Below are 22,736 nucleotides of genomic sequence, written 5' to 3'. Positions count from 1 at the left end.
GCCTTAACGCTATAATAAAGCCCTAAATACAAGGCATCTCCAGCATATCTTAAGCATGGACCATTTCATTTTTTTCAGTTATTCAGCCAGCGCACTTGCTTTCGGAGCTTTACTGTTATTTTCGTTTACCAGAACACAACGCAACATGTCATTCAGGATAGCCACGCTGCTATCCATAATTTGGAGCCTAAAAATCATACAAACGACCCTGGATGAACAATTTTTTCTGGCCGATACACTGGTTTATGAAACCTTACGCAATACATCCTGGATTTTATTCCTGGCGACTTTATTGTCAAAGCAACTTAGCGGCAATGCCTTCCAATATCTCAAGGACTGCCCACTCACACCAGCATTTGGCGGGCTTGTTCTTTTTGTAGTAAGTATAGAGACTTTTCCAGCCTTCTTGGATTGGATTCGTACCTGGACGCACATGGACCCACGCTTCTTTTCTCATGTGATCTTTGCAATCTCGGGACTCATTCTTATCGAACAACTATACCGTAATACCCCTCTCTCCGAACGTTGGAACATAAAATTTGCCTGCCTTGCCCTTAGCGCCATCTTTGCGATTGACTTCATGGTCTATAGTAAATCCTTACTTTACAAGCAATTAGATGTCTCTCTTTGGCAAACCCGCGGCCTTCTCAACGCCTTAACGGCGCCTTTACTAGGAATTGCCATCACCCGCATACCCCCCGTCGAGGCGAGTGACGCAAAGACAAAACATACAAGCCCGCGAAAAACAACTTTTTACACCACAATTCTACTCGGTTGCGGCATCTATCTGCTGCTGATGTCAGTTGCCGGCTATTATCTGAAACACACAGACGCAGTGTGGGGCGAAACCCTTCAAACCTTATTCATTTTCCTAGCCCTTCTGTTATTGGTGATCTCCTTTACCTCGGGAAAGATTAGGGCCTTGGCAAAAGTTTATTTTAGCAAGCACTTTTTCCACTACAGTTACGACTACCGTGAAGAATGGCTAAAAATCAGTAAGTCACTGGCAAAACTCGAGTCGCTGGAAGAGCTGAAAACTTTTATTATCACCACCCTTACCAACCTGGTAGAAAGCTGTGGCGGCGGGCTTTGGTTAAAAAATGATCAGGGCGAATTTGTGTTGGCAGCGACACAGAACTTTCGCATTCCATCGCAAGAACTTACGCATTTAAAAAATAATCGGCACCTGCCTGAATATTTAGCCAACAAGCAATGGGTGATCGATTTTTTTGAACTAGCCCACACCCCGGAGGTTTACGATGATATTGATTTGTCCCCATGGTGCTACGAGGACAGTCAGATATGGCTGATTATCCCCTTATTTCATCTCAACCACCTAGAAGCTTTTGTCGCTTTAACCCAACCCAGAGCCCCTCGCAAACTTAATTGGGAGGACCATGATCTTTTAAAAACGGTAGGGATGCAACTTGCCAATGCCATTGCTCTCAGCAAAGCCAGCGAAGCTTTGGCCAGCAATCGCCAGTTCGAGGCTTATCATAGGCTCTCGGCGTACCTCGTACATGATCTGAAAAACATTGCGGCTCAAATCTCATTGATTGTAAAAAATGCCGACAAGCATAAGCACAATCCTGAATTTTTCGATGACACCCTAGACACCTTGCATAATGTCGTGAACAAAATGCAGCGCATCGTCGATCAATTAAAACAAGGAAAACCGCCCACATCGCCCGCCACGCTGATTGATCTAGGTGAGTTTTTACGAAAAATTCAGAAACAACATATCGGCCACCCGGAAGTGCAATTGGCAATTGCGACCGAAGACTGCGCCATCAAGGCAGACTCGATAAAACTGGCCAGCATCATTAGCAACCTGATACAAAATGCCCAGGACGCCACCAAGCAAAAACCCGATGGCTGGGTTAAACTTTCCCTAAACATAGAAGGTGACTATGCTGCCCTCAAAATCATCGACAACGGTATCGGCATGGATGAAAAATTCATAGCCGAACGCTTATTCAAGCCCTTCGACACCACCAAAGGTAACGCAGGCATGGGCATAGGTGCCTATGAAGCCAGAGACTATATTCTAAAAAACCATGGACAACTCGATGTCGAGAGCCAACCCGGCAAAGGCACCACGATAACCTTACATCTACCACTGACGAAATCAGGCACAGAATGAGCCAATCCAATGTTCTGTTAATAGTTGAAGACGACCCCGGCTTACAAAAACAGTTAAAGTGGAGTCTGGACCAGTATGAAACGATCATCGCCAGCAATCGCGCGGAAGCAATTGCCGCATTAAGACGCTACACACCGGGCGTTGTAACGCTCGACCTCGGCCTGCCTCCTGACCCAACCAATGCCAGCGAGGGCATTGCCACCCTGAAAGAAATACTCGCTTTAGCCCCGCATACAAAAATCATCGTAGTCACGGGAAACGACGACCGAACCAATGCCATCGACGCCATCGCGCTTGGTGCCTACGATTTTTATCAAAAGCCGGTCGATCCGGATGTTCTCAACTTGATTATCGCGCGGGCATTCCATCTACAAACCCTGGAACGCGATTTCCGCAATCTGCAATGTCAGCAAAGCTCTTCAGCGGGCATCATCGCCACCAGTCCGCAGATGCAAAACGTGATGCGCATGGTCGATCGGATCGCGCCAACCCAAGCCACCGTGCTGCTGTCAGGCGACAGTGGAACCGGCAAGGAATTGCTCGCCAAGGCGATACATCAAAAAAGTCCGCGCGCCAAGCACCCCTTCGTTGCGGTCAATTGCGCGGCCATTCCAGAAACCTTATTGGAAAGCGAATTATTTGGTTATGAAAAAGGCGCTTTTACCGGCGCGGTAGCACAAACCAAAGGCAAAATAGAATATGCGGACGGCGGCACTTTTTTCCTCGATGAAATCGGCGACTTACCATTCTCACTACAAGCCAAACTGCTACGCTTCATCCAGGAGCGCGTCATCGAACGCTTAGGCGGGCGCAAGGAAATTCCGGTCGATGTGCGCATCATTTGCGCCACCCATCGCAACCTGCAGGAATTGATTGCGCAAAATGCATTCCGTGGCGATTTATTTTATCGCCTGAGCGAAATCACCATCGACATTCCCCCTTTACGAGAACGCGAGGGCGATATTTTGGTCATAGCAAACGCGTTGCTAAAGCGTTTCTGCAACGAACACAACTGCAAAGAAAAACGCTTGTCGCCAGAAGCCATACAGGCACTAGAAAACTACGCCTGGCCGGGCAACGTCAGGGAAATGGAAAACAAGCTCAAACGCGCCGTGATAATGTCCGACAAGCACCTGATAACTTTGCACGATTTGGAAATGGGCGAAATTCTGGATCATGCAATGCCGCTAAATTTAAAAACCGTTCGTGATGCCGCGGAATTGTCCGCCATAAAGCGCGCATTTCATTATAGCGACGGCAATATCTCGGAAACCGCCAAGCTGCTGGGAATAACGCGCCCAACCCTTTATAGCCTGTTGGAAAAACATGGCTTCCAGGACATGATTAGGCGCTATTCTGATCAAAGCTCTTGATTTCCCCATCCTTCCTCCAGAGAAACTTGGACGAGGGGGGATACGCTAAAGTTATATGTGACCCGCTTCTAAAAGCGTGCCGCGCAATTCGCTAGGTCTTTTGCCTAACGACTATTTTGCCTGGCTCTTGCGTGGGTACGGGATGAAAAGGCTTTGGATACCATGTCAGAATTTGTCTGACATAATTCTGCGTTTCTTGATAAGGGGGGATGCCATGATAGCGCTCAACGGCTCCTTCACCGGCATTATAAGCGGCCAAAACCAAATCCACCTTGCCCTCAAAATGCCTGAGCAGCCAGTGTAAATACGCGGTCCCTCCCTGGATATTCTGTATCGGATCCCAACTGTCTTTGACACCGAAGCGCGCTGCCGTTTCAGGAATGAGCTGCATCAAGCCTTGCGCATTCTTATTGGATAAGGCACTGGCATTGAATGCCGATTCGGCGCGAATCACCGCCATAACCAACTCTGGGTCTATGCCGTAATGGGGAGCGATTTGTTTGACCCAGCCTTCAACCACTTGTTTGTTCGGATTGGCGTCGGCAGCCAACTTCAACTCTGGCTCAGCGTCCGGTCGCTTGCATGCCTGATCATCAACCACAGAAACATCGACATAACGCACCAGCATTTTTTGAGCATGTTTATCGCCGGCCTCGGCCGCTTGCTTGAACCAATGCACAGCCAACGACAAGTCGCGTGGTTTACCTCGGCCATTAAAATACATGAATCCCATGTTGTAAGCCGATTCCGCATCCCCTTGCAAGGCAGCCTGACAATACAACTGAAAAGCTTGCTGAAAATCTTGCTTGACACCAGACCGGCCATGCTCATGGTTCATGGCAAGTTGCCTGAGCGCTTCGGGCGACTCGCCCTCAAGCGCCCAAGCGCCTTGGGTCAATCCATAGAGAAATAGCGTGATGACGCATTGCTTTTTAGGAAATTTCGGTATGTTAAGCATGCTCGTCTACCAAGAAAAATGATCTGGCCTCGACACACGTCATGGTCTCGGCTGACCCCTTACTTCTATAGAGACCGCCCTCGTAGATAAAGGGTATCTGGCGAAAGATCAATCTCGTCATTCCATGTCACGGTGCCATGTGCGGCATGTGCTTTCATAAATAGATTCTTTTCAGTGAGTGCAGAAAATGCCGGGTAGGAAAGGAAGGGCTTCATATCAAACCAACGACGCTCCCCATTTTCGAAAACGGCCTCCAGACAATAATCAGTTAGTGGTGTGACTTGTACCACATCAGGCGTCATATCCCACCCCTCAGCGCAAGGGATCGATTTTGAATGGTGTCTGACCATTCGATGCCAGATACCAATCGGCCATCAGATCATCCTGATGTAATTCTATCCATGCCTGAACCAGCTTCATTTGTCGCGCCGGCAGAACACCTTCGAGCACATCACCATTCGGAATGGCTATAGATGCCTTGAATTCATTGTATCGAACATGAATATGCGGCAAATGATGCTTCTCCGAATCAAAAACATACATTGATACGAGAATCCCATAAAACATGCTGATGGTAGGCATTGCGTTTCTCCACAAAAAACAGAAGCCGAGTATAGCAAACCGCCTGCAGCCGCAGTGACAGCAAAACCAGATTGTCGAGAATTTTTACACCAGAAAAAGTTGATCTCGCCTCGACACAACTCATGGCCTCGGCGCTCAGGATTCCGTCTGAAATAACTTTCGGATTTTACTCCCTCTTCCTTCGGGTTGGGGGGAGGGTAACCAAATTGGAAGTTATTTTGACCAATCCTTAGAGCATTTGAACCTGAAGGCGCAACGGACAAAATTACCCAAAAGGACAGGTGACCGTCAAAGTCTTGATTTTTCTAATCGCTCGCTCAAGCGTCAGAAAATTTTACACTTGCCTAACCGGCCTTCCTCGCCGGGCATATCCCACCTTAACCTGCAATGAACGCTCAATCGCCTCATGGAATCGCTGATTACCCAATGGCGTACCACTTTGGGTGCTGGCTCTTACCTCATTCACCACCGCATCATCTAGCGCGCCAGTGAAAAGCGATTGATACGCAACGCGCCGTTGTTCGTCAGACCTAGCCAACTGAGCATACAACCGATGTGGTTTGAGCAGTAGATTATCCTCCCCTAAAGCATTGCATCGATAACTGGACCATGGGTAGTCTTCGGGAGCGCTTACCATCCCCGCACGAACTGGATTTAACTCGATATAGCGGTAGCAACTTAGCAAATACGGCTCTTCGTCAATCAAAGAGGCTTTATAGCGCCCTTCCCAAAGCGTGCCGGTGCGTTGATACTTCTTATTGACATAAGAAACATAATGCCGACCGATATATTGAAACAAGCCACTGATACTATCCTGCTGACCGGGCGTCGCTAAAAGGTGCACATGATTGGTCATGATCACGTAGGCATGAATTTGACAAGCATATTTTTCGGCCGCCGCAGTCAGCCAAGTCAAATACATACGATAGTCTTCATCTTCAAAAAAGACAGGCTGCCGATTATTCCCACGTTGAATAGCGTGAACGGGCACGCCCGGCAGAAAAAAACGCGGTTTCCTGGGCATTAGACTTAGGTGTCAAGGCATTACGCGCAAAACGGCGACTACTAAACTGGCTACAGCCAGCAAAGTCCCAACCCCCCAACGCATGAGCAGCTTAATTTCACTATGAATAGCCATGATCTCGGAATGGACTTGCTCGAAACGTTTATCGACTTGTTCAAACCGCTTGTCGATTTGTTCGAAACGCCTTTCTACTTGCTCAAAGCGCTTGTCAATTTGTTCAAAACGCTTTTCGATTAATTCAAAGCGTTTATCGATCTGTTCAAAGCGCTTATCGATCTGTTCAAAGCGTTTGTCAACCTGCTCGAAACGCTTTTCCATCTGTTTGAAGCCTTCCAGCATCAACTCACGTTGATGTTTCAGTTCTTCCTCAACGCGAATCGTCCGCTCACGCAAGTCCAGTTCGTAACGAACATTTACATTCTGCGCAAGCAAACGCTCGGAAATATTCTCCCTAATCAAATTTTGGATTTGCTCGATATCTTCTTGGGCTAAAGCCATCCCTATACTCCAATGCTATACGATGACAACGCTTGCAGTATATCACAAAACGCCCCTTAAAAAGGACTCTGACCCCTTATTGCACAAGGTCACGCAAAATGGCTCCGCCCCTTTTATTTCAAATCAAATGAGCAATTTTCAACAGCACACCAATAATTAACGCGGTTTGCAAAAAGCCGGCGCCAATGATCCAGCGAGTCAAATCGGCTTTGCTTTCCGCAATCATCCGTTGCGTGTCAGCCCTTAACAACTCTATCTTATGGTCCAACTCGCGCATTTCATGCTTCAACGTTGCCTCTAATTCTTTTAAATCCCTCTTAGCCGCCACATCATCAAGATGATAATCGTGCCGCGCCTGTTCCAACGTATTACCCGTCGCCGTTTTCTGCAATTCTGTTAAAACGGCAGCCTGTTCTTCAGAAAACCCGACCGCCTTTAGTCGGTTGGCAAATTGCAGGGTATCAAAAGGAATTGCATTCATAACCGAATCTCAGAAACAATAAGCGACTTTCATTCTACTACAAGCGCCGCCTACTCAACATGCAGAGCCAACATCAGGCAAGCAACAAAAGCCCAAATGAGAAAATATTGTATTTCTGCATATAAACAATGACCTAGTATTGCAATCCACATGCAGAATTAGTGACGGCAAGACCAAATTGTCGAGAATTTCTACACCAAAAAGGACTCTGCCCCCTTTTTTCAAAAAACAGAAGCCAAGTATAGCTAACCACCTGCAGCCGCAGTGACGGCAAAACCAGATTGTCGAGAATTTCCACACCAAAAAGGACTCTGACCCCCTTTTTTGCTGACTGCAGATCGAAAAAACTGCCTCATACAATCCATCCCATTGAAATAAAGAGCAATTATTATTTATTGCTAATCTTTGAAATCTCAGTTTTAGGCCGAGATCATGAACTACCACGGGAAATCTGGGAGAGCCCTTTTTTACTCCCCTTTAGTTCCTAGCATTAAACTAAAGGGGGTTTTTACCCTTTTGAACTACGCCTCTATGTTTGCCCCACCTCTTCGACGCGAAACAGCTAAACCCAATAACCCAATTCCCAATAACGCGACTGAAGCCGGTTCAGGCACATTGTTGAAACGTAATGTCATATTAAGATTGCTGGTTCTGCAAGCGGCACCTTGGTCACAAGCTTTAGACTTTGTGCCTTCTGGAGCATAGAAATTACTTTGTCCAAACCTTGGAACCAGATTTGGATCGATATTGAAATCATCTCGCCATGCAAGTTTACCAATATTTGTTCCGGAACCAGCAGCAAAAAATGTCTGCCCAGTAGCGAATTGGAACATATTTTCAATTAGCCATTGCTGGTTAGCGTTGTAGGCTAAAGCATTGTACCAAGAGTAATCAACGACACCATTGAGAAGGATATTTCCAATAGAAGTACTCCCTCCGGTTAGGGTTAATTCAAGTAATTTGGTTCCATTTACACCTGCTCCTAAAGAGTTACTTGGATTAACAAGAACAAGCTCTAAAGTACCGCTTACAAAAGTGGGTAAGAAACCTTCATTAGCATTAAACAGGGTTCCCGTGGCAATATTATTCAAATCATAGTTCACGGTTCCTAAATACTGTGCAGTACCTGAAACTGAATAAACCGCATTTAAAGTCCAAGAATTACCAAAACCTTCAACATCGTTTATGACAGTACTTAAGGGATTCAAGGCTTGAACCAAAACTTGACCGGAGTCAGAAAAATTCGCTATATCACCTGGGTTCAAAAAACCATCGGCTAGTGAAGCGCCTGTGTAATTTGAAGTAGCATTAGGAAAAAGCCCCAAGTCAAAGAAAACATCTGTGACCGAATCTCCATCGAAATTCTGATCCACACCCGTGTTAATTTTTGCTGCCGCAGCCTGCGCGTTACCAATTGATAGCGCCGATAACGCCATGACCACTGCTAGTTTATTTGCGATTTTCATTAGATTTCTCCAAGTTAAGATAATGGACAACACGCCAAAAATAAAGCACATCATATGCCAATTATTCCAAGATATTGATTTATATAAAAATAAAACAAGAAACCCCAAAATACTCATTCCTTTTCCTCAAACCCGTAAAAAAAACTGACACTCTTTGTATCGAAGCCGCTTGCCGTCAATCCCAATCAACCATGGAACATGGGAAGCTCAAATTGCAATCTTGCAATGAATTTTGAATCTCCATACCGAATCAACATAGAATCCGACTTTCAGCAGCACTTACCTTATTCTTGCCCCCCCCCCAAATGCAAAAACTGCCTTTTCGCCATAAACAGTCCTAAACACTGAATGGGGTGCCTGTTTCCGCCGGGCCGCCAAGTTTTTATCATCTTATTGGTATAAGCATCGAATTGAAGCCCCCAAGGAGCGGCTAAAACCTTTCCTCTTTTTAGCAAAATCTTTAAAGCCTGTGTCGCCGCCACACCGGCACATAATTCGCAAGCCATCGGCGTGGAAGGGCCTTTGTGATTCAGCAAATCAACCGCGCCCTGATCGACCAAATAACCACGCTGCAGCATCGCCGGCGACAGGCCTAATAAAAAATGCAGAATTTTGTCGGTTTCCGATTTTCCCTGAAGCCTGAAGTATTCCTCAAATGTCATTTGGCCTGGCAAAAAATTCAACAATGCCGTGCCCATCCCCAATGGCGCCGCTGTAATCGCGGGTATTCCGTGCTCCGCGCAGTAAGCAAACACCCTTTCCCTCGCATCAAAGGCAAAAAAATCCAGCGCATCGACGTAAACATCAACCCCTGTAAAAAATTCTGACAGGTTGTCCATGGTCACGCCGTGTGGAAATTTGTTGATTTGCAGTTCCGGATTGATATCCAGCGCCATCTCGGCTAACACATCGGTTTTGGGTCGATCCAGATGAGACACAGTAGCCCCTGCCTGCCGGTTAAAATTGGGCAACTCAAACTTGTCGAAATCGGCGATATGGAAGGCACCGATACCAAGACGCGTCAACGTCAACAAGTGACTGCCCCCTACTCCACCAAGCCCTGCGATGGCAATTTTTTTTCTTCTTAATGTTTCCTGCTCTTGCTGGGTTACCCAACCAATGTTACGCGAAAAGGCTTGTTGATAATCAAAGACGGTCATTGTGTCACTCCTCTTGGTTTGCTCGTCGGTTTGTACTGTGTTGTTTGCTATACTGTCAATGGTATTTCACGGGAAATTTCAATGAGTGTCGCCTTACGTCTTTATGAACAACTCACCGAAGCCGGCGAGGATAAAACCCGTGCCAAGGTGATCGCTGATGCCTTTGAGCAACTGGAAGAGCGTTATCCACATTTGAAGGAAGTGGCCACGCAAGGCCATATGCGTGAAAGCGAATTGCGATTGCTCAAGGAAATCCGGGAAGTCGAGGGAAAGCTACAAAAGGAAATTGAAAATGTCAGACTGGAAATCAGGCACGTCGAAGGAAGACTACAAAAGGAAATTGAAAATATCAGACTGGAAATCAGGCACGTCGAAGGAAAACTACAAAAGGAAATTGAAAATGTCAGACTGGAAATCAGGGAGACAGAGAGCCGCTTACAGCATGAAATCGGCCAAGTACGTCTGGAAGTCAAAGCAGTTGAAATCAAGCTTGCTGAAACCAAGGCAGAACTGGTGCGCTGGGTAGTTGCAGTCGGCTTACTGCAAACCACTTTGATCATTGGCGTACTACTTAAAATCGCTCATCTTATCTGAAACTGGTTATTTGGCTTCCTTATGAACACCGTCGTCATCCCGGTCGCGATTCGCATGCTGTCGCACAACCTGCTGCGCTTCGTAATGACGATCGTGGGAATAGCCATCGCCTTTTTCCTGGCCGCAGCCCAAATTGGTCTATTGGTAGGCTGGATCAACACCAATAGCGCAATCATCAGACACGCCGGCGTCGATATCTGGGTGATGGCAGAGCAAACCCGCGCCTTCGACTATGGTACCGCCATTCCTCGCCATCGGGTACAGCAAGTCAGCAGCATACCGGGTGTTGCTTGGGCAGAAGGGATGTTGATGGGATGGGCTACGTGGCAACATCCTGATGGCAAAAGAATTAATGTCGAAATTGTTGGTTTGGATACTAGACACGCCGGCGGCCCCTGGAAAATGTTGGCCGGCGATATAGAAAATATTGAACAGCCCGAGACAGTTATTATCGACGAACTTTCCTATGATGTCTTGGGCTTACGCAACCTTGGCGACGAGGCAGAGATAGAAGGTAATCGGGTCATTTTAGGCGGCATCTCCAGCGAAGTCAGGACATTTACCGCCGCCCCTTTTGTTTTTACCTCAATCGAAAATGCCTTACGCTATTCGCCCTATTATAAAGATGAAGAAATTTCCTATGTTTTAGCCAAAATAGAACCAGGGGCCAGCCTCACGGAGGTTCGCGACCGCATCGCCAGTGAAGTATCCAATGTCGAAGTACTTACCACATCGGAATTTGCCGAACGCTCGGTCAAATACTGGATGCTGGAAACCGGCGTTGGTATCACGGTGATCATTACCGCCATATTAGGCTTGCTGGTTGGCGTAGTCATCATGAGTCAAACCTTGTTTGCAATTACCCAAGATCATATCGGTAATTATGCCACGTTGCTGGCTTTGGGCTTTCATCAAAAAACCTTGAGGCAAATTGTACTGAGTCAAAGCTTGAGTTTGGGTGGCCTTGGAATTCTGTTTGGTACTGTGCTGTTTATCCTTGCCAGCAATGCCTCCGCTCGTAGTCCGATACCGCTGGAAACGACCCCACTAGTGTCGGCCGGACTTATTGCTTTTTCCTTGCTCTGCTGCCTCGGCGCTTCCTGGTTTTCGATCCGGGCCATTTTCAAACTCGACCCTGTCTCGGTATTCCACGGATGAATAGCATCATGACTTGCCAGGGAATTTGTAAGAGCTACGGCTCCGGCGAGATGACCGAGCTGGTGCTCAAGCGTGTCGATTTGGAGTTTTTTCAAGGCCAGGCCTCGGTTTTGATCGGCCCATCCGGTTCCGGAAAAACCACTTTGCTATCGATTCTCGGCTGTCTGCTCGCCCCTAGCGAAGGCCAACTTCTCATCGACAATCAGCCTGTAAATTTTTCTGACAAAAGCAGTTTGACCGAAGTTAGACGGCAAAAGCTGGGGTTCATCTTTCAACACGCCCAACTGTTGCCGTTTTTGACCATTGAAGACAATCTAGCCATCATCGGCCGCAATGCCGGCATGACTGATGACGATATCCAACAGCGACTGGATAATTTATTGGCACGTCTTGAATTAAAAGCCATGCGCTATAAATTCCCAGCACAGCTCAGCGGCGGCCAGCGCCAGAGGGTTGCGATTGCGCGCGCTTTACTGCATCGCCCTTCTATCGTATTGGCGGACGAACCCACGGCGGCGCTGGATTGGCATACCGGCAAGACCGTCGTGGAACTGTTGCTGGAACAAGCCCGTCTGGAACAAGCCGTGCTGGTGGTCGTGACGCACGACACGCGCATGTTGCCCTTGTTTGACCGTATCCTATCGATTGCCGACGGTATCTTGACCGAACAACAGCAAACCGCCGCCGTCGATAATATTTTCTATACTCAACCGTAAATCAGTACTCTAGGCGGAACATTCGTATGCGACAACTTGCTTACCTATTCTTGTTCGCTCAAGCGCTTATCGCGCTGTCGGCTCACGCGGAACAACGCTGGATTCAAGGCATAGGTTACGTGGAACCCACCAGCGAAGTGCTTAGATTGGCCTTCAAGCATCCCGGCATTCTCGGAGAATACAAGGCAGAAATCGGTCAGTCTGTCAAAGCGGGCGACACGCTGGCGATTCAGCAAAATCGCGAAGAACAGACGGCGGTGACGGTTGCGGAAAGTCGCTTGCAGGCAGCCAAGGCTGACCTGGAAAAGGTCTTGGCTGGCGTCAATCCCTATGAAATCGAGGCCAAAAAAAATGCCCAACAAGTCAGTGTGCTGGATGCAGAATATGCGCGGCGCAAACTGGACCGCATCGAACACTTACGCAGCAACAAATTTGCATCGGAAGATGAACGGGACCTAGCCGAAACCAGCGCAAAACTGAAACAAGCCGACAGTCGGCGTTTGGCCGCGGAAACCCGTTATCTGACGCATTTCGTGCGAGAGGTCGACAAACAAGTCGCGACGTCTCAAGTCGCGGTAGCCGAAGCACAATTACAAGCCGCCAAACAACGCCTGGCGGAAACCTATTTGATAGCCCCAATCAACGGCACCGTTTTGGAAAAAATACTGCGCATCGGAGAATCGACCGTTTCGGCGGGTAGCCCGGAACCGGCACTGTTGCTTGGCGACATGACAAAACTGCGGGTGCGCGCCGAAATCGACGAAAACTACGCGCTGTCGTTACGCGAGGGACAGCAAGCCATTATTTTTGGCCGGGGTCTGGGCGAAAAAGAAATACCGGCACATGTCGCCTTGGTGAAAAAGATCATGGGTAAAAAAACCGTTTTCGCCAAGACTGCTACCGAGCGCAAGGATATCGATGTGATTCAGGCCTTTATCGAGCCCAATGCGGACATGCAAGTGCCAGTCGGGCTGGAAGTCAATGTCAAAATTGCGATCAACTGATTACCTTGCTCCCCGCCCCCACAGTACCACTTCCACGGTACTCAACATGATCGTCAAATCCAGAAACAGGCTATAGTTTTTGACGTAATACAAATCGTACTGCAGCTTTTGCCAGGTATCATGCTCACTGGCGCCATAGGGATAGCATAGCTGCGCCCAACCGGTAATGCCTGGCTTGACCCGATGCCGTTCCTTGTAATAGGGAATGGTTTTGACAAAACCCTCGACAAACTCGGGACGCTCGGGACGCGGGCCCACGAAACTCATCTCGCCTTTGAATACGTTGAACAGCTGCGGCAGTTCGTCGATACGAAATTTGCGTATCACCTTGCCCACTTTCGTCACCCTGTCGTCGGTTGCGCTGGCAAATTGGGCGCCATTCCTTTCCGCATCCAGCCGCATGCTGCGAAACTTGATCACCTTAAACGGCTTATTGCGATAACCGACCCGCGTTTGCCGGTATAACACCGGCGCCCCGAAGCCACTTTCCAGATAAATCGCCAGCGCGGTCAACAGCATCAACCACCAACTGACGCTCAACAAAAACACGCTGGCCACCACGTCAAAGCTGCGTTTGACGATAGGCCGCAGACCGTCGTTGACAAAGCCATCGGAAAACACCAACCAGCTCGGACTCAAGGTTTCCAAATAAACCAGCCGTTGCTCTCTTTCATAAAAGGTTTGTAAATCCATCACGGGGATGCCGGACATCTTGATATCCAGCAACTCGTCTACCGGCAGCTTTTTTCGCCTGTCATCGACCGCAATCACGACTTCATCGACGTTTTCTCGTGCCACGACGTCCGCCAGGGTCAAATTTTCATCCACCAAGATGACATTGGCCGCGTACACGGGCTCATCTTCCATCGCAACATAACCGACGATATCGAAACCTCGATAGACATAGGTCGAATTGACCACATCCAGCGCGCTGGCACGTTGACCACAGCCTATCACCAGAACCCGTCGTTTGAGTTTCTCCAGATTGACAAAGCGATAAAACAAATACCGAGTCAACAACATGCCGACAAACGAAAACGCCAAGGCCGAAATCAAGACACTCCGGGCCAGCATCAGATCCGGGATAATGTAATAAATAAATACCAAGGTAAAAATCGCCACGGCAAAGCTGTAGTTGATTCTTTCCAACAGGTTGTATTCTTCCTTATCCAGGGTTTTACGATATAAGCCCAGGAACGAACAACAAAGGGTAAATACAGCGGAAAACACCAACGAAGACATGATCATGTCTCCACGTGAATACCAGGACGACGTGTACAAAAACCTGACAGCCGCTCCCCAGTGCATGGCCAGATAAAACACCAGCCATTCCACCAGCATCAACCCCAAATAGGCAGTCGAGATATAGTGTCGAAAAATTCTAATCATAGGAACTCGTATGCGTTTTGAAGAAGGGCTTATCAATTGCCTTTTTGTGCCAGCAGCCTTTGGATATGCTCGGCGGGAATGGCATATGAAATACCGCTGGGATGGCTGATCGCGTTTTCTTTACTGCCCTGTACAAAGACTTTATTGATGATGCCCATGACCTTGCCCGTGTCTATGTCGTACAAGGGGCTGCCGCTATTGCCCGGATATGCGGTTGCGTCCAGTTGAAACACGTCATAGGGTGCTTCCAGTTTTTTCCGCATCTGCACATTCAGTTGCCGGCTGACAATGACCGGAATTGCATTCGGCGAAATAGCGGAAATAATGCTGCGGTGCGTAACCGGGTATAAACCCAACACCATTCCGATCGGATAGCCGGTGAAAGCATATAACTCCCCTTCCCTGACCCGCGAGGAATCACCCAGCTCAAGCACGGGCAACTTGCCTTCCGCCAAGCGGAGCAAAGCCAGATCGTGTTCTTCATCGGTGGCGACCAGCTCCGCTATCTGCATCTGCTCTTGCTGATTCTGGCGAAAAAACACCGCAAACCGCTCAAGGTGGGCCACATCCAACTCCTTGCCAACGACATGCGCGTTGGTGATAACCTGACGCCCATCCGCCACGGCAAAACCGGTTCCCAGAAATACAGCACGCGGATTACGCGTGGGCATGAAAGTACCTACCGCAACCACGCTGGATTTGATCCGGGGCAAAATATCGGGCAAATTGGCTTCTTCTGGTCGCCCCCATGCATTGCTGATCAACAACATGCAGAGCAAAAAACATCCGGGTAAAAGCCTAATCATCGCGTCTGTCTCCTGTTGGCATTTGGTGATTATCTGGTCGGGCTGGATATTTGGGCTACGATCAAAAACCTATAGCCTGGCACCCCAATCAACAAAATCATAGTTCAATCCTTAATATCCGCCGAAATATCACCCCTGCTCCGCGAGGGAACCTGCTCAGGGACCGCTCTAGCGTCCCGAACCGCAGAGCGGTTCAGGCTGCATTCCCACGCGGAGCAGGGGAACGATGCGCCTGGAGTGCGGGAAATTATTTTCAACCAAACATTCATCACGGCTAGGCAATCACCCTGGCAAATGAAAGTTTTCTGTGGGAGCGCAATCGCTTTAAGGGCGTCCAGAGGCAATTACCCCAAACTGATCGACGAAATCCCCACCGCCTCGCGCAATTGTTGAATAAAGGGCCGGCTAATGTCTCTCGCCTTTTCAGCCCCCTCCTGCAATTGCTGCTCGATATGCTCGGGCGCTTCCAACAGCGCCTCATAGCGTTCACGCGCCGGGGCGATTTCGTCGTTGATTTTCTCGAACAACACCTGTTTCATCTCGCCCCAGCCTATGCCTTCGGCATAACGCTTGCGGATCGCTTCGACTTCATGCGTATTGGCAAAGGCCTGATAAATACCAAATAGCGTACAACCTTCCGGATCTTTGGGCTCCCCCGGTTCCAGCGAATTGGTTTTGATTTTATTGATCAGTTTGCGCAGTTTCTTTTCCGGCTCGAACAACGGAATGGTGTTGTTGTAGCTTTTACTCATCTTGCGGCCGTCCAGGCCCAATAGTGTCGCCGCATTGTCATCCAGCACCGCTTCCGGCAACACGAAATGTTCGCCATAAATATGATTGAAGCGGCTGGCAATATCCCGGGCCATTTCGATATGCTGAATCTGATCCTTACCGACCGGCACCTTGTTCGCGTTGAACATCAAAATGTCGGCCGCCATCAGGATAGGATAACTGAACAAGCCCATCGTGATGCCCTTGTCGGGATCGTTGCCTTCCACTTCTTCGTTTTCGGCCACGGCCGCCTTATAGGCGTGCGCCCGGTTCATCAAGCCCTTGGCCGTCACGCAAGTCAGCATCCAGGTCAGTTCCAAAATTTCCGGCACATCGGATTGGCGGTAAAACACCGCATTCGAAGTATCCAGGCCCAACGCCAGCCAGGTGGCGGCGATTTCCAGACTGGATTGCTTGACGCGGGCCGGTTCGTTACATTTGATCAAGGCGTGATAATCGGCCAGGAAATAAAACGGCCTGACCTGCTCATCCTTACTGGCCTTGATCGCCGGACGGATGGCGCCGGCGTAATTTCCCAAATGCGGCGTACCCGTCGTGGTAATACCGGTCAGAACGATGGACTTGCTCATGCTGCTACCTGTGCACCCTTACTATAAAGATTGAAAAGCTAACGATTCTACACAAATCGTCGGCGATAGTCTCAGCCATTGGAATCACCAGGCTGCCGGCAAACCGCTTAATGGAACATGATCTTGCCTGGAATCGACCAACAAACAGAGACTTTTTATAGTACACTTCGCAACGACTGATTTTTCGCCCCATAACCCGGTTTTATGTCGGAGGAACTTGATGCTGACTCATGATGAAAGGCGCGATTACATCCGTATGGATGTTGACTGTGATCTCACTTACAAATTGGCCGATTCTCCCACTGTCAAAACTGGCCGCTGCACTACCTTGAGTGGCGCCGGCGTATCCTTTATTGCCGACCAGGCCTATGCCCCCGGTTTGGCGATGGAAATTAGCATTACCCCCAAAAACAACATTACACCGCCGATGACGGCCTATATCGAAGTGGTGCGCAGCACAAAACACGACGACAACCACTACGAAATTGCCGCCGCGATCAAAAGCATCAAGGCCACCTAAATCCCCTCAGTTATCACAGGGATGCGCTAATCCATGTACATCATCACCAAAGAAGTTTATTTTTGCTACGGCCACCGCCTGATGAATCATCCGGGCAAGTGCCGCAACCTGCATGGACACAGCGTCAAAGCCAGCATTGCCATCAAGAGCGACGAACTCAATCAGCAGGGCATGGTCTGCGACTTCGCCGATGTGCGCGACGCGGTCGAATCCTTCGTGGATCAACATCTGGATCATAACTTCCTGCTGCATAAGGACGACCCGATTATTCCGGCCTTGCTTGCCAACAACGAACGCTTCCTGGCCATCGACGAACATCCGACCGCCGAAGTCTTGAGCAAAATGATTTACCAACATTTGAAACGCGAAGGCCTGAATGTAGACCAAGTGGTGTTATGGGAAACCGCCAGCGCCTACGCCTGCTACCGGGAAGATTGAGATGAGCCAGCTCAGACCGGTCAACACTTCGTTATGCCTGGAAAAAATCTGTGAATCCAATTATCAGAAGCTGTTCAGACTGATACCGAATTTACGTTCGCTGGGAAAAACCGCGATCGGCCAAACTCAAAATCGTCCATCCTTGCATTTGGACATATTGGAACGCAATCCCTATACCCTGACGATAGAACTCAGCCACTGTTTCGAGCAACCCTTATCCAGATTATTGGCACCGGCCGTCAAAATTCGCGTTTATCTGGATGCGCAGCTAGCGGAAGTGATACGCGACCACGATCGCCCTGCGGTGGACCGGGTTTATCAAAATCTAGGCAAGGCGCTGGAAATTCAGGAATACAAATGGCGATTGAATTATTTTTTGCAAAAATGGCTGGATCACTGCCTGAAAACTGAATATTGCTTTTCGAATACCGCCGACTGCCTTATTTGAGTCGATGCTGCAATGCGGCTCTGACGCAGCGCAATATCCCATAACTATAAGCCCCGCCCAATTGTTCGTACACGGGCTTCAGGGCATTGCGCCGCTCATCGGGCAGCGCCAACAGCACCGCCTCGATGCCGGCGATTTCCTCCGGCGAGAGTTCCAACACCTCGTCGAAACGAACCGCGCCCACTTCCAGGGCTTTGGCCAAATGATTGTAAACCGTATCGTCTTTCAACCCGCGCTGCCGCGCCACCTGTTCGATACTGTAGCCCAGCCGGAATAAATCCAGCGTTTCGCTGACAGTATCGGTTGAATTAGCCTCATCATCAAATTCCGCCAGCACCTCCAAAAACGCATCACCGTACAGTGCCAGCTTACGCTCGCCGACGCCGGAAATAAGCGCCAATTGTCGATGCGTGCGTGGCCGATTTTCCACCATCGCCATCAGAGTGGCATCGTGAAAAATCACATAAGGCGGCACATCCTGTTCCTCGGCCAACTGCTTGCGTTTGGCGCGCAACGCGTTCCACAGGGCATTATCGGCACCGTGCTCAGGCTGGCGCTTTTCGTATCCCTTCGTCTTGCTTTTGGTCGTCTGTGTATCCTTGCGCAACATCAAGGTTTGTTCGCCGCGCAACACAGAACGACAGGCCTCCGTCAACTTCAGGCTGCCATGGCTCTCGAAGTCGACTTCCACCAAAGCGCGCGCAACCAGTTGCCGGAATACCGAGCGCCATTGCTTTTCATCCAGGGCTTTGCCTATGCCGAAGGTCGATTGCTTGTCGTGGCCAAACTGCCTGATGCGTTCGTCGCTTTTACCCAGCAACACGTCGATCAGATAATTCACGCCAAAACGTTGGCCGGTACGATAAATACACGACAAAGCCTGTTGCGCGGGCACGGTGCCATCCCAGGTCGCCACGGGTTCCAGACAGGTATCGCAATTGCCGCAACCTTGCGGCAAATGATCGGCCGCTTTCGGCGTCCTGCCTATCGCGGCACTCGTACCTCCTTGTACATCGCCAAAATAAGCCAGCAAGGCTTGACGCCGGCAGGAAACCGTCTCGCACAAGGCCAGCATCGCTTCCAACTTGTGATATTCGACGCGCTTATGTGTTTCGTCGGCAGTGGAGGACGCCAGCATTTGCCGAAGAGTCAATACGTCCTGCAAGCCGTAAGCCATCCAGGCATTGGCCGGCAAACCGTCGCGCCCTGCCCTCCCGGTTTCCTGATAATAGGCTTCGATGCTTTTCGGCAAATCCAGGTGCCCGACAAAGCGCACATTAGGCTTGTCTATGCCCATGCCGAAAGCAATGGTGGCGACGATGATCAAACCGTCTTCGATCAAGAACCGATGCTGATGCTTCTGCCGCTGTTCGTTGCTCATGCCGGCATGGTAAGGCAAGGCGCGCAAGCCTTTTTGATTCAGCCACTCGGCCGTTTCCTCGACTTTTTTGCGTGACAGGCAATAGATGATGCCGGTATCGCCCGGATGTTCGGTTTGAATGAAGCGCAGTAATTGCTGCCGGGCATTGTCTTTTTGCACGATGCGGTAGCGGATATTGGGCCGATCGAAACCGCTGACGAATACCTGTGCATTCTCCAGCGCCAGTCGGGTGATGATTTCCTGCCGGGTGCGCTCGTCGGCGGTGGCCGTCAGAGCGATGCGCGGCACCGTTGGAAACTGCTCATGCAACACCGACAACAGCAAGTAATCGGCGCGAAAATCGTGCCCCCATTGCGACACGCAATGCGCTTCGTCGATCGCGAACAAGGCGATCTTGCAGCGGGCAAAAAGGGCCTGGGTACGGCCGTTGCTCAATCGCTCCGGTGCGATGTACAACAAGTCCAGATCGCCATCCAATAACGCTTGCTCGGTTTGCCTAACCTGTTCCAGCGACAACGTCGAGTTTAGATAGGCTGCCTTGACGCCCACTTGATGCAAGGCGCTAACTTGATCCTGCATCAACGCGATCAATGGCGAAATCACGATGCCAACGCCGTCCCTGACCAGCGCCGGAATTTGATAGCACAAGGATTTGCCGCCGCCGGTCGGCATCAGTACCAGCACATCGTCGCCGGTTATCAGGCACTGAATGATGGCTTGCTGCTGGCCACGAAAACTGTCGTAACCAAACACCGTGCGCAACACCTGCAACGCACAGGGACGTGCTAGTGTCACGGGAGCCAGGGCGCCTGGAGTGACCAGCGCGGCATCGTCTTCGCTATTGAGTGGATATTGTTTCTGCAAAGCTGTAGGACCCTTTATAATGCGGCGATTATATCAGCACTGGTATGCCGCTCTTCTCATTCATGAACATTCAAAACATCGCCTTACCCAAACGCCTGCGTTATCTGCTCGACAACAATCTGCACCACCTGCTGCAGCTGGGCTTAAAAGGCATAGAAAAAGAAAGCTTGCGTATCGACCGCCGCGGCGCCATTGCGCAAACCCCGCACCCCAAAGCCTTGGGTTCGGCGCTGACGCATCCTTACATCACGACCGATTACTCTGAAGCGCTGCTGGAATTCATCACGCCGCCGTTTGCCGACGTCAAGCAAACCTTGAGCTACATGCATCAGATTCACCAGTTCGTCTATCCTGAATTGGGCGAGGAAATGCTGCTGGCCACCAGCATGCCCTGCGGCATCGACGGCGATTTGAGCGTGCCGATCGCGCAATACGGCAGTTCCAACGTCGGCAAAATGAAGCACATTTACCGCAAGGGCCTGTGGCATCGTTACGGCCGCACGATGCAAGCCATCGCCGGCATCCATTTCAATTACTCGGTGCCGCAATCCCTGTGGCCCACGCTACACCGCCAGGTAGGAAATCCGGGTTCGCTGCAAAGCTTCATCGCCGACGGTTATTTTGGTCTGATCCGCAACTTTCAGCGCCAGGGCTGGCTGATGCTGTATTTGTTCGGCGCGTCGCCGGCGATTTGTAAAAGTTTCTTCAAAAGCCGCCCGCACCTGATGGCCGAATTCGAGGAATTCGATCCGCACACGCTTTATCACCCCTACGCCACCTCGCTGAGGATGAGTGACATCGGCTACAAAAGCAAAAACCAGGCGGGATTGAAGATAGATTACAACTCACTGGACGGCTATGTCGAAAGCCTCAGCGCCGCGATCAACACGCCGTACCCCGATTACGAAAAGATCGGCGTCAAACTCAACGGCGAATATCAGCAATTGAATGCCAACCTGCTGCAAATCGAAAACGAGTTTTACAGCACCATGCGCCCCAAGCAAATCGCCGAATCCGGCGAAAAACCCACGCTGGCCTTGAAGCGCCGCGGCGTCTTGTATGTGGAAATGCGCTCGCTGGATTTGAATCTATTCAATCCCATCGGCATCGAAGAAAGTACCGCGCGCTTCATCGAAGCCTTTTTGCTGAGTTGTTTATTGCATGACAGTCCACCACAAGCCATGGAAGAATTCCAGATCAACAACAGCAATCAGCTGCTGGTTGCCAACCAGGGCCGCAAACCGGGCTTGCAATTGAACAAAAACGGCCAAACCATCGATCTGAAAACCTGGGCGCATGAAATCCTGGATGCGATGCAACCGATTTGCGCGTTGCTGGACCAGGGCAGCCTGGACAAGCCCTATCAATTGGCTTTACAACAACAACAAGCCAAGGTGGACAACCCAGCCTTGACGCCGTCGGCGCATATCCTGGCCTGCATGAGCCAAAACAGCCAGGAATTCGGCTGTTTTGCCAGCAATACTTCGGCCTTGCACAAACATTATTTTTTGGCGCAACCACTCGACTCACAGGTTCAACAACAGTTTATCGACATGGCTGCTGCGTCCCGGCAAAAACAGGCCGATATCGAGGCTGCCGACACATTGTCCTTCGACGATTTTCTGACTCGTTATTTTTCGCAATCATGACCACATTCGATCTCGACAACGCCCAAACCGAACTCCAGGGTAAAAACCCGCGCGCCATCTTGAAAGCCGCGTTAGCCAGTTTCGACAACATCGCCATCTCGTTTAGCGGTGCCGAAGACGTAGTATTGATCGACATGGCGCTGCAAATCCGCCAGGACATTCAAGTGTTTTCGCTGGATACCGGGCGCCTGCATCCGGAAACCTATCGCTTCATCGATCAGGTCCGCAAACATTATCAAATCGATATCGATGTGTTGAGTCCGAATCACGAACAACTGGAAGCCTTCGTCAAACAAAAAGGCTTGTTCAGTTTTTATGACGACGGCCATCAGGAATGCTGCGCGATTCGCAAGGTCGAGCCTTTGCGTCGCAAGCTGAATACTCTGGATGCCTGGATCACCGGCCAACGCAAGGACCAGAGCCTGGATACCCGCGGCAACATACCCGAAGTGCAAATGGACACCGTCTTTTCCTCACCCGGCAAAGCATTGATCAAATTCAACCCCTTGTTGAACTGGAGCTCGGCGCAGGTTTGGGATTACATCGAAGCCTATCAGGTGCCGTTCAACGATCTGCATAAACACGGCTATATCAGCATAGGCTGCGAGCCATGCACCCGGCCGGTACTGCCGAATCAGCACGAGCGCACCGGCCGCTGGTGGTGGGAGGATGCCGCGAAGAAAGAATGCGGCTTGCACGTGGGTCACGCGAAACCGTAATTCA

General features: G+C 49.9%; 23 protein-coding genes. 11 read left to right on the top strand and 12 right to left on the bottom strand.

The genetic code is table 11. From position 1 onward, the window contains the following. Positions 1 to 55: 55 nt before the first annotated feature. Both prsK and prsR read left to right on the top strand, forming a co-directional pair. Positions 56 to 2,143, top strand: a complete 2,088-nt coding sequence (prsK, locus tag NM686_RS04385) for an XrtA/PEP-CTERM system histidine kinase PrsK (protein WP_255186666.1) — start codon at positions 56 to 58, stop codon at positions 2,141 to 2,143. Then, entirely contained in the window at positions 2,140 to 3,516 is a 1,377-nt protein-coding gene (prsR, locus tag NM686_RS04380; protein WP_255186665.1) for a PEP-CTERM-box response regulator transcription factor, read from the top strand. Before prsK ends, prsR begins: the two co-directional genes overlap by 4 nt. Before the next feature lie 91 nt (positions 3,517 to 3,607). On the opposite strand, the gene NM686_RS04375 is transcribed toward prsR, so the two are convergent. From NM686_RS04375 to NM686_RS04340, 8 genes are all read right to left on the bottom strand, one after another. Beyond that, positions 3,608 to 4,474, bottom strand: a complete 867-nt coding sequence (locus NM686_RS04375; protein WP_255186664.1) for a transglycosylase SLT domain-containing protein — start codon at positions 4,472 to 4,474, stop codon at positions 3,608 to 3,610. Positions 4,475 to 4,539: 65 nt separating this feature from the next. Continuing rightward, the gene (locus NM686_RS04370) at positions 4,540 to 4,776 is read right to left on the bottom strand and encodes a DUF2442 domain-containing protein (RefSeq protein WP_255186663.1); all 237 of its coding nucleotides are present in this window, start codon (positions 4,774 to 4,776) and stop codon (positions 4,540 to 4,542) included. A gap of 10 nt (positions 4,777 to 4,786) precedes the next feature. Continuing rightward, positions 4,787 to 5,056: a DUF4160 domain-containing protein gene (locus NM686_RS04365; protein ID WP_255186662.1), complete on the bottom strand. Its 270-nt coding sequence runs from the start codon at positions 5,054 to 5,056 to the stop codon at positions 4,787 to 4,789. A gap of 334 nt (positions 5,057 to 5,390) precedes the next feature. Next, positions 5,391 to 6,080, bottom strand: a complete 690-nt coding sequence (locus tag NM686_RS04360) for an REP-associated tyrosine transposase (protein ID WP_255186661.1) — start codon at positions 6,078 to 6,080, stop codon at positions 5,391 to 5,393. A gap of 12 nt (positions 6,081 to 6,092) precedes the next feature. Further along, positions 6,093 to 6,578 carry a hypothetical protein gene (locus NM686_RS04355; RefSeq protein ID WP_255186660.1) on the bottom strand — a complete coding sequence of 162 codons (486 nt, stop codon included), beginning with the start codon at positions 6,576 to 6,578 and terminating at the stop codon, positions 6,093 to 6,095. Between the two features lie 118 nt (positions 6,579 to 6,696). Further along, complete coding sequence (locus tag NM686_RS04350) at positions 6,697 to 7,059, bottom strand: CCDC90 family protein (protein ID WP_255186659.1); 363 nt, start codon at positions 7,057 to 7,059, stop codon at positions 6,697 to 6,699. A 521-nt stretch (positions 7,060 to 7,580) separates the two neighbouring features. Continuing rightward, positions 7,581 to 8,642, bottom strand: coding sequence for a PEP-CTERM sorting domain-containing protein (locus tag NM686_RS04345; RefSeq protein ID WP_255186658.1), 1,062 nt, complete (start codon positions 8,640 to 8,642; stop codon positions 7,581 to 7,583). A 167-nt stretch (positions 8,643 to 8,809) separates the two neighbouring features. Next, positions 8,810 to 9,685, bottom strand: a complete 876-nt coding sequence (locus NM686_RS04340; RefSeq protein ID WP_255186657.1) for a ThiF family adenylyltransferase — start codon at positions 9,683 to 9,685, stop codon at positions 8,810 to 8,812. Between the two features lie 81 nt (positions 9,686 to 9,766). Here NM686_RS04340 and NM686_RS04335 point away from each other — a divergent pair, with 81 nt between their 5' ends. From NM686_RS04335 to NM686_RS04320, 4 genes are read left to right on the top strand one after another with little or no spacing between them, the layout of a single operon-like run. Next, on the top strand, positions 9,767 to 10,279 hold the full coding sequence (locus NM686_RS04335; RefSeq protein ID WP_255186656.1) for a hypothetical protein: 513 nt from the start codon (positions 9,767 to 9,769) through the stop codon (positions 10,277 to 10,279). Positions 10,280 to 10,300: 21 nt separating this feature from the next. Next, positions 10,301 to 11,437, top strand: coding sequence for an ABC transporter permease (locus tag NM686_RS04330; protein WP_255186655.1), 1,137 nt, complete (start codon positions 10,301 to 10,303; stop codon positions 11,435 to 11,437). After that, the gene (locus tag NM686_RS04325; RefSeq protein ID WP_255186654.1) at positions 11,434 to 12,153 is read left to right on the top strand and encodes an ABC transporter ATP-binding protein; all 720 of its coding nucleotides are present in this window, start codon (positions 11,434 to 11,436) and stop codon (positions 12,151 to 12,153) included. Before NM686_RS04330 ends, NM686_RS04325 begins: the two co-directional genes overlap by 4 nt. A 26-nt stretch (positions 12,154 to 12,179) precedes the next feature. Continuing rightward, positions 12,180 to 13,157 (top strand): HlyD family secretion protein, encoded by a 978-nt coding sequence (locus NM686_RS04320; RefSeq protein ID WP_255186653.1) that lies wholly within the window; start codon positions 12,180 to 12,182, stop codon positions 13,155 to 13,157. Here the strand turns inward: NM686_RS04320 and NM686_RS04315 are convergent, their stop codons facing one another. From NM686_RS04315 to NM686_RS04305, 3 genes are all read right to left on the bottom strand, one after another. Continuing rightward, on the bottom strand, positions 13,158 to 14,546 hold the full coding sequence (locus NM686_RS04315) for a TIGR03013 family XrtA/PEP-CTERM system glycosyltransferase (RefSeq protein WP_255186652.1): 1,389 nt from the start codon (positions 14,544 to 14,546) through the stop codon (positions 13,158 to 13,160). 32 nt (positions 14,547 to 14,578) lie between these two features. After that, positions 14,579 to 15,352, bottom strand: a complete 774-nt coding sequence (locus NM686_RS04310; protein WP_255186651.1) for a S1C family serine protease — start codon at positions 15,350 to 15,352, stop codon at positions 14,579 to 14,581. A gap of 344 nt (positions 15,353 to 15,696) precedes the next feature. Then, complete coding sequence (locus NM686_RS04305; RefSeq protein WP_255186650.1) at positions 15,697 to 16,713, bottom strand: tryptophan--tRNA ligase; 1,017 nt, start codon at positions 16,711 to 16,713, stop codon at positions 15,697 to 15,699. Between the two features lie 220 nt (positions 16,714 to 16,933). Here NM686_RS04305 and NM686_RS04300 point away from each other — a divergent pair, with 220 nt between their 5' ends. The 3 genes from NM686_RS04300 to NM686_RS04290 are packed head-to-tail and all read left to right on the top strand — an operon-like array spanning position 16,934 to position 18,119. Next, complete coding sequence (locus tag NM686_RS04300; RefSeq protein WP_255186649.1) at positions 16,934 to 17,233, top strand: PilZ domain-containing protein; 300 nt, start codon at positions 16,934 to 16,936, stop codon at positions 17,231 to 17,233. A gap of 33 nt (positions 17,234 to 17,266) precedes the next feature. After that, positions 17,267 to 17,671 (top strand): 6-pyruvoyl trahydropterin synthase family protein, encoded by a 405-nt coding sequence (locus tag NM686_RS04295; RefSeq protein WP_255186648.1) that lies wholly within the window; start codon positions 17,267 to 17,269, stop codon positions 17,669 to 17,671. A gap of 1 nt (position 17,672) precedes the next feature. After that, positions 17,673 to 18,119, top strand: a complete 447-nt coding sequence (locus NM686_RS04290; RefSeq protein WP_255186647.1) for a DUF1249 domain-containing protein — start codon at positions 17,673 to 17,675, stop codon at positions 18,117 to 18,119. Here the strand turns inward: NM686_RS04290 and recQ are convergent. Continuing rightward, positions 18,112 to 20,295 carry a DNA helicase RecQ gene (gene recQ / locus NM686_RS04285; RefSeq protein ID WP_407942383.1) on the bottom strand — a complete coding sequence of 728 codons (2,184 nt, stop codon included), beginning with the start codon at positions 20,293 to 20,295 and terminating at the stop codon, positions 18,112 to 18,114. The two genes, NM686_RS04290 and recQ, sit on opposite strands and share 8 nt — an antisense overlap. Positions 20,296 to 20,426: 131 nt before the next feature. Here recQ and gshA point away from each other — a divergent pair, with 131 nt between their 5' ends. Continuing rightward, a complete protein-coding gene (gene gshA / locus NM686_RS04280) occupies positions 20,427 to 22,013 on the top strand; it encodes a glutamate--cysteine ligase (protein WP_255186645.1) in 1,587 nt (528 codons plus the stop codon). After that, the gene (locus NM686_RS04275) at positions 22,010 to 22,732 is read left to right on the top strand and encodes a phosphoadenylyl-sulfate reductase (RefSeq protein ID WP_255186644.1); all 723 of its coding nucleotides are present in this window, start codon (positions 22,010 to 22,012) and stop codon (positions 22,730 to 22,732) included. Before gshA ends, NM686_RS04275 begins: the two co-directional genes overlap by 4 nt. Positions 22,733 to 22,736: the final 4 nt, after the last annotated feature.

It is taken from the genome of Methylomonas rapida, from assembly GCF_024360925.2.
Lineage (GTDB): Bacteria > Pseudomonadota > Gammaproteobacteria > Methylococcales > Methylomonadaceae > Methylomonas > Methylomonas rapida.
The sequence above is the reverse complement of the archived record's forward strand: the minus strand, read 5'-3'. Positions and strand labels throughout refer to the sequence as shown.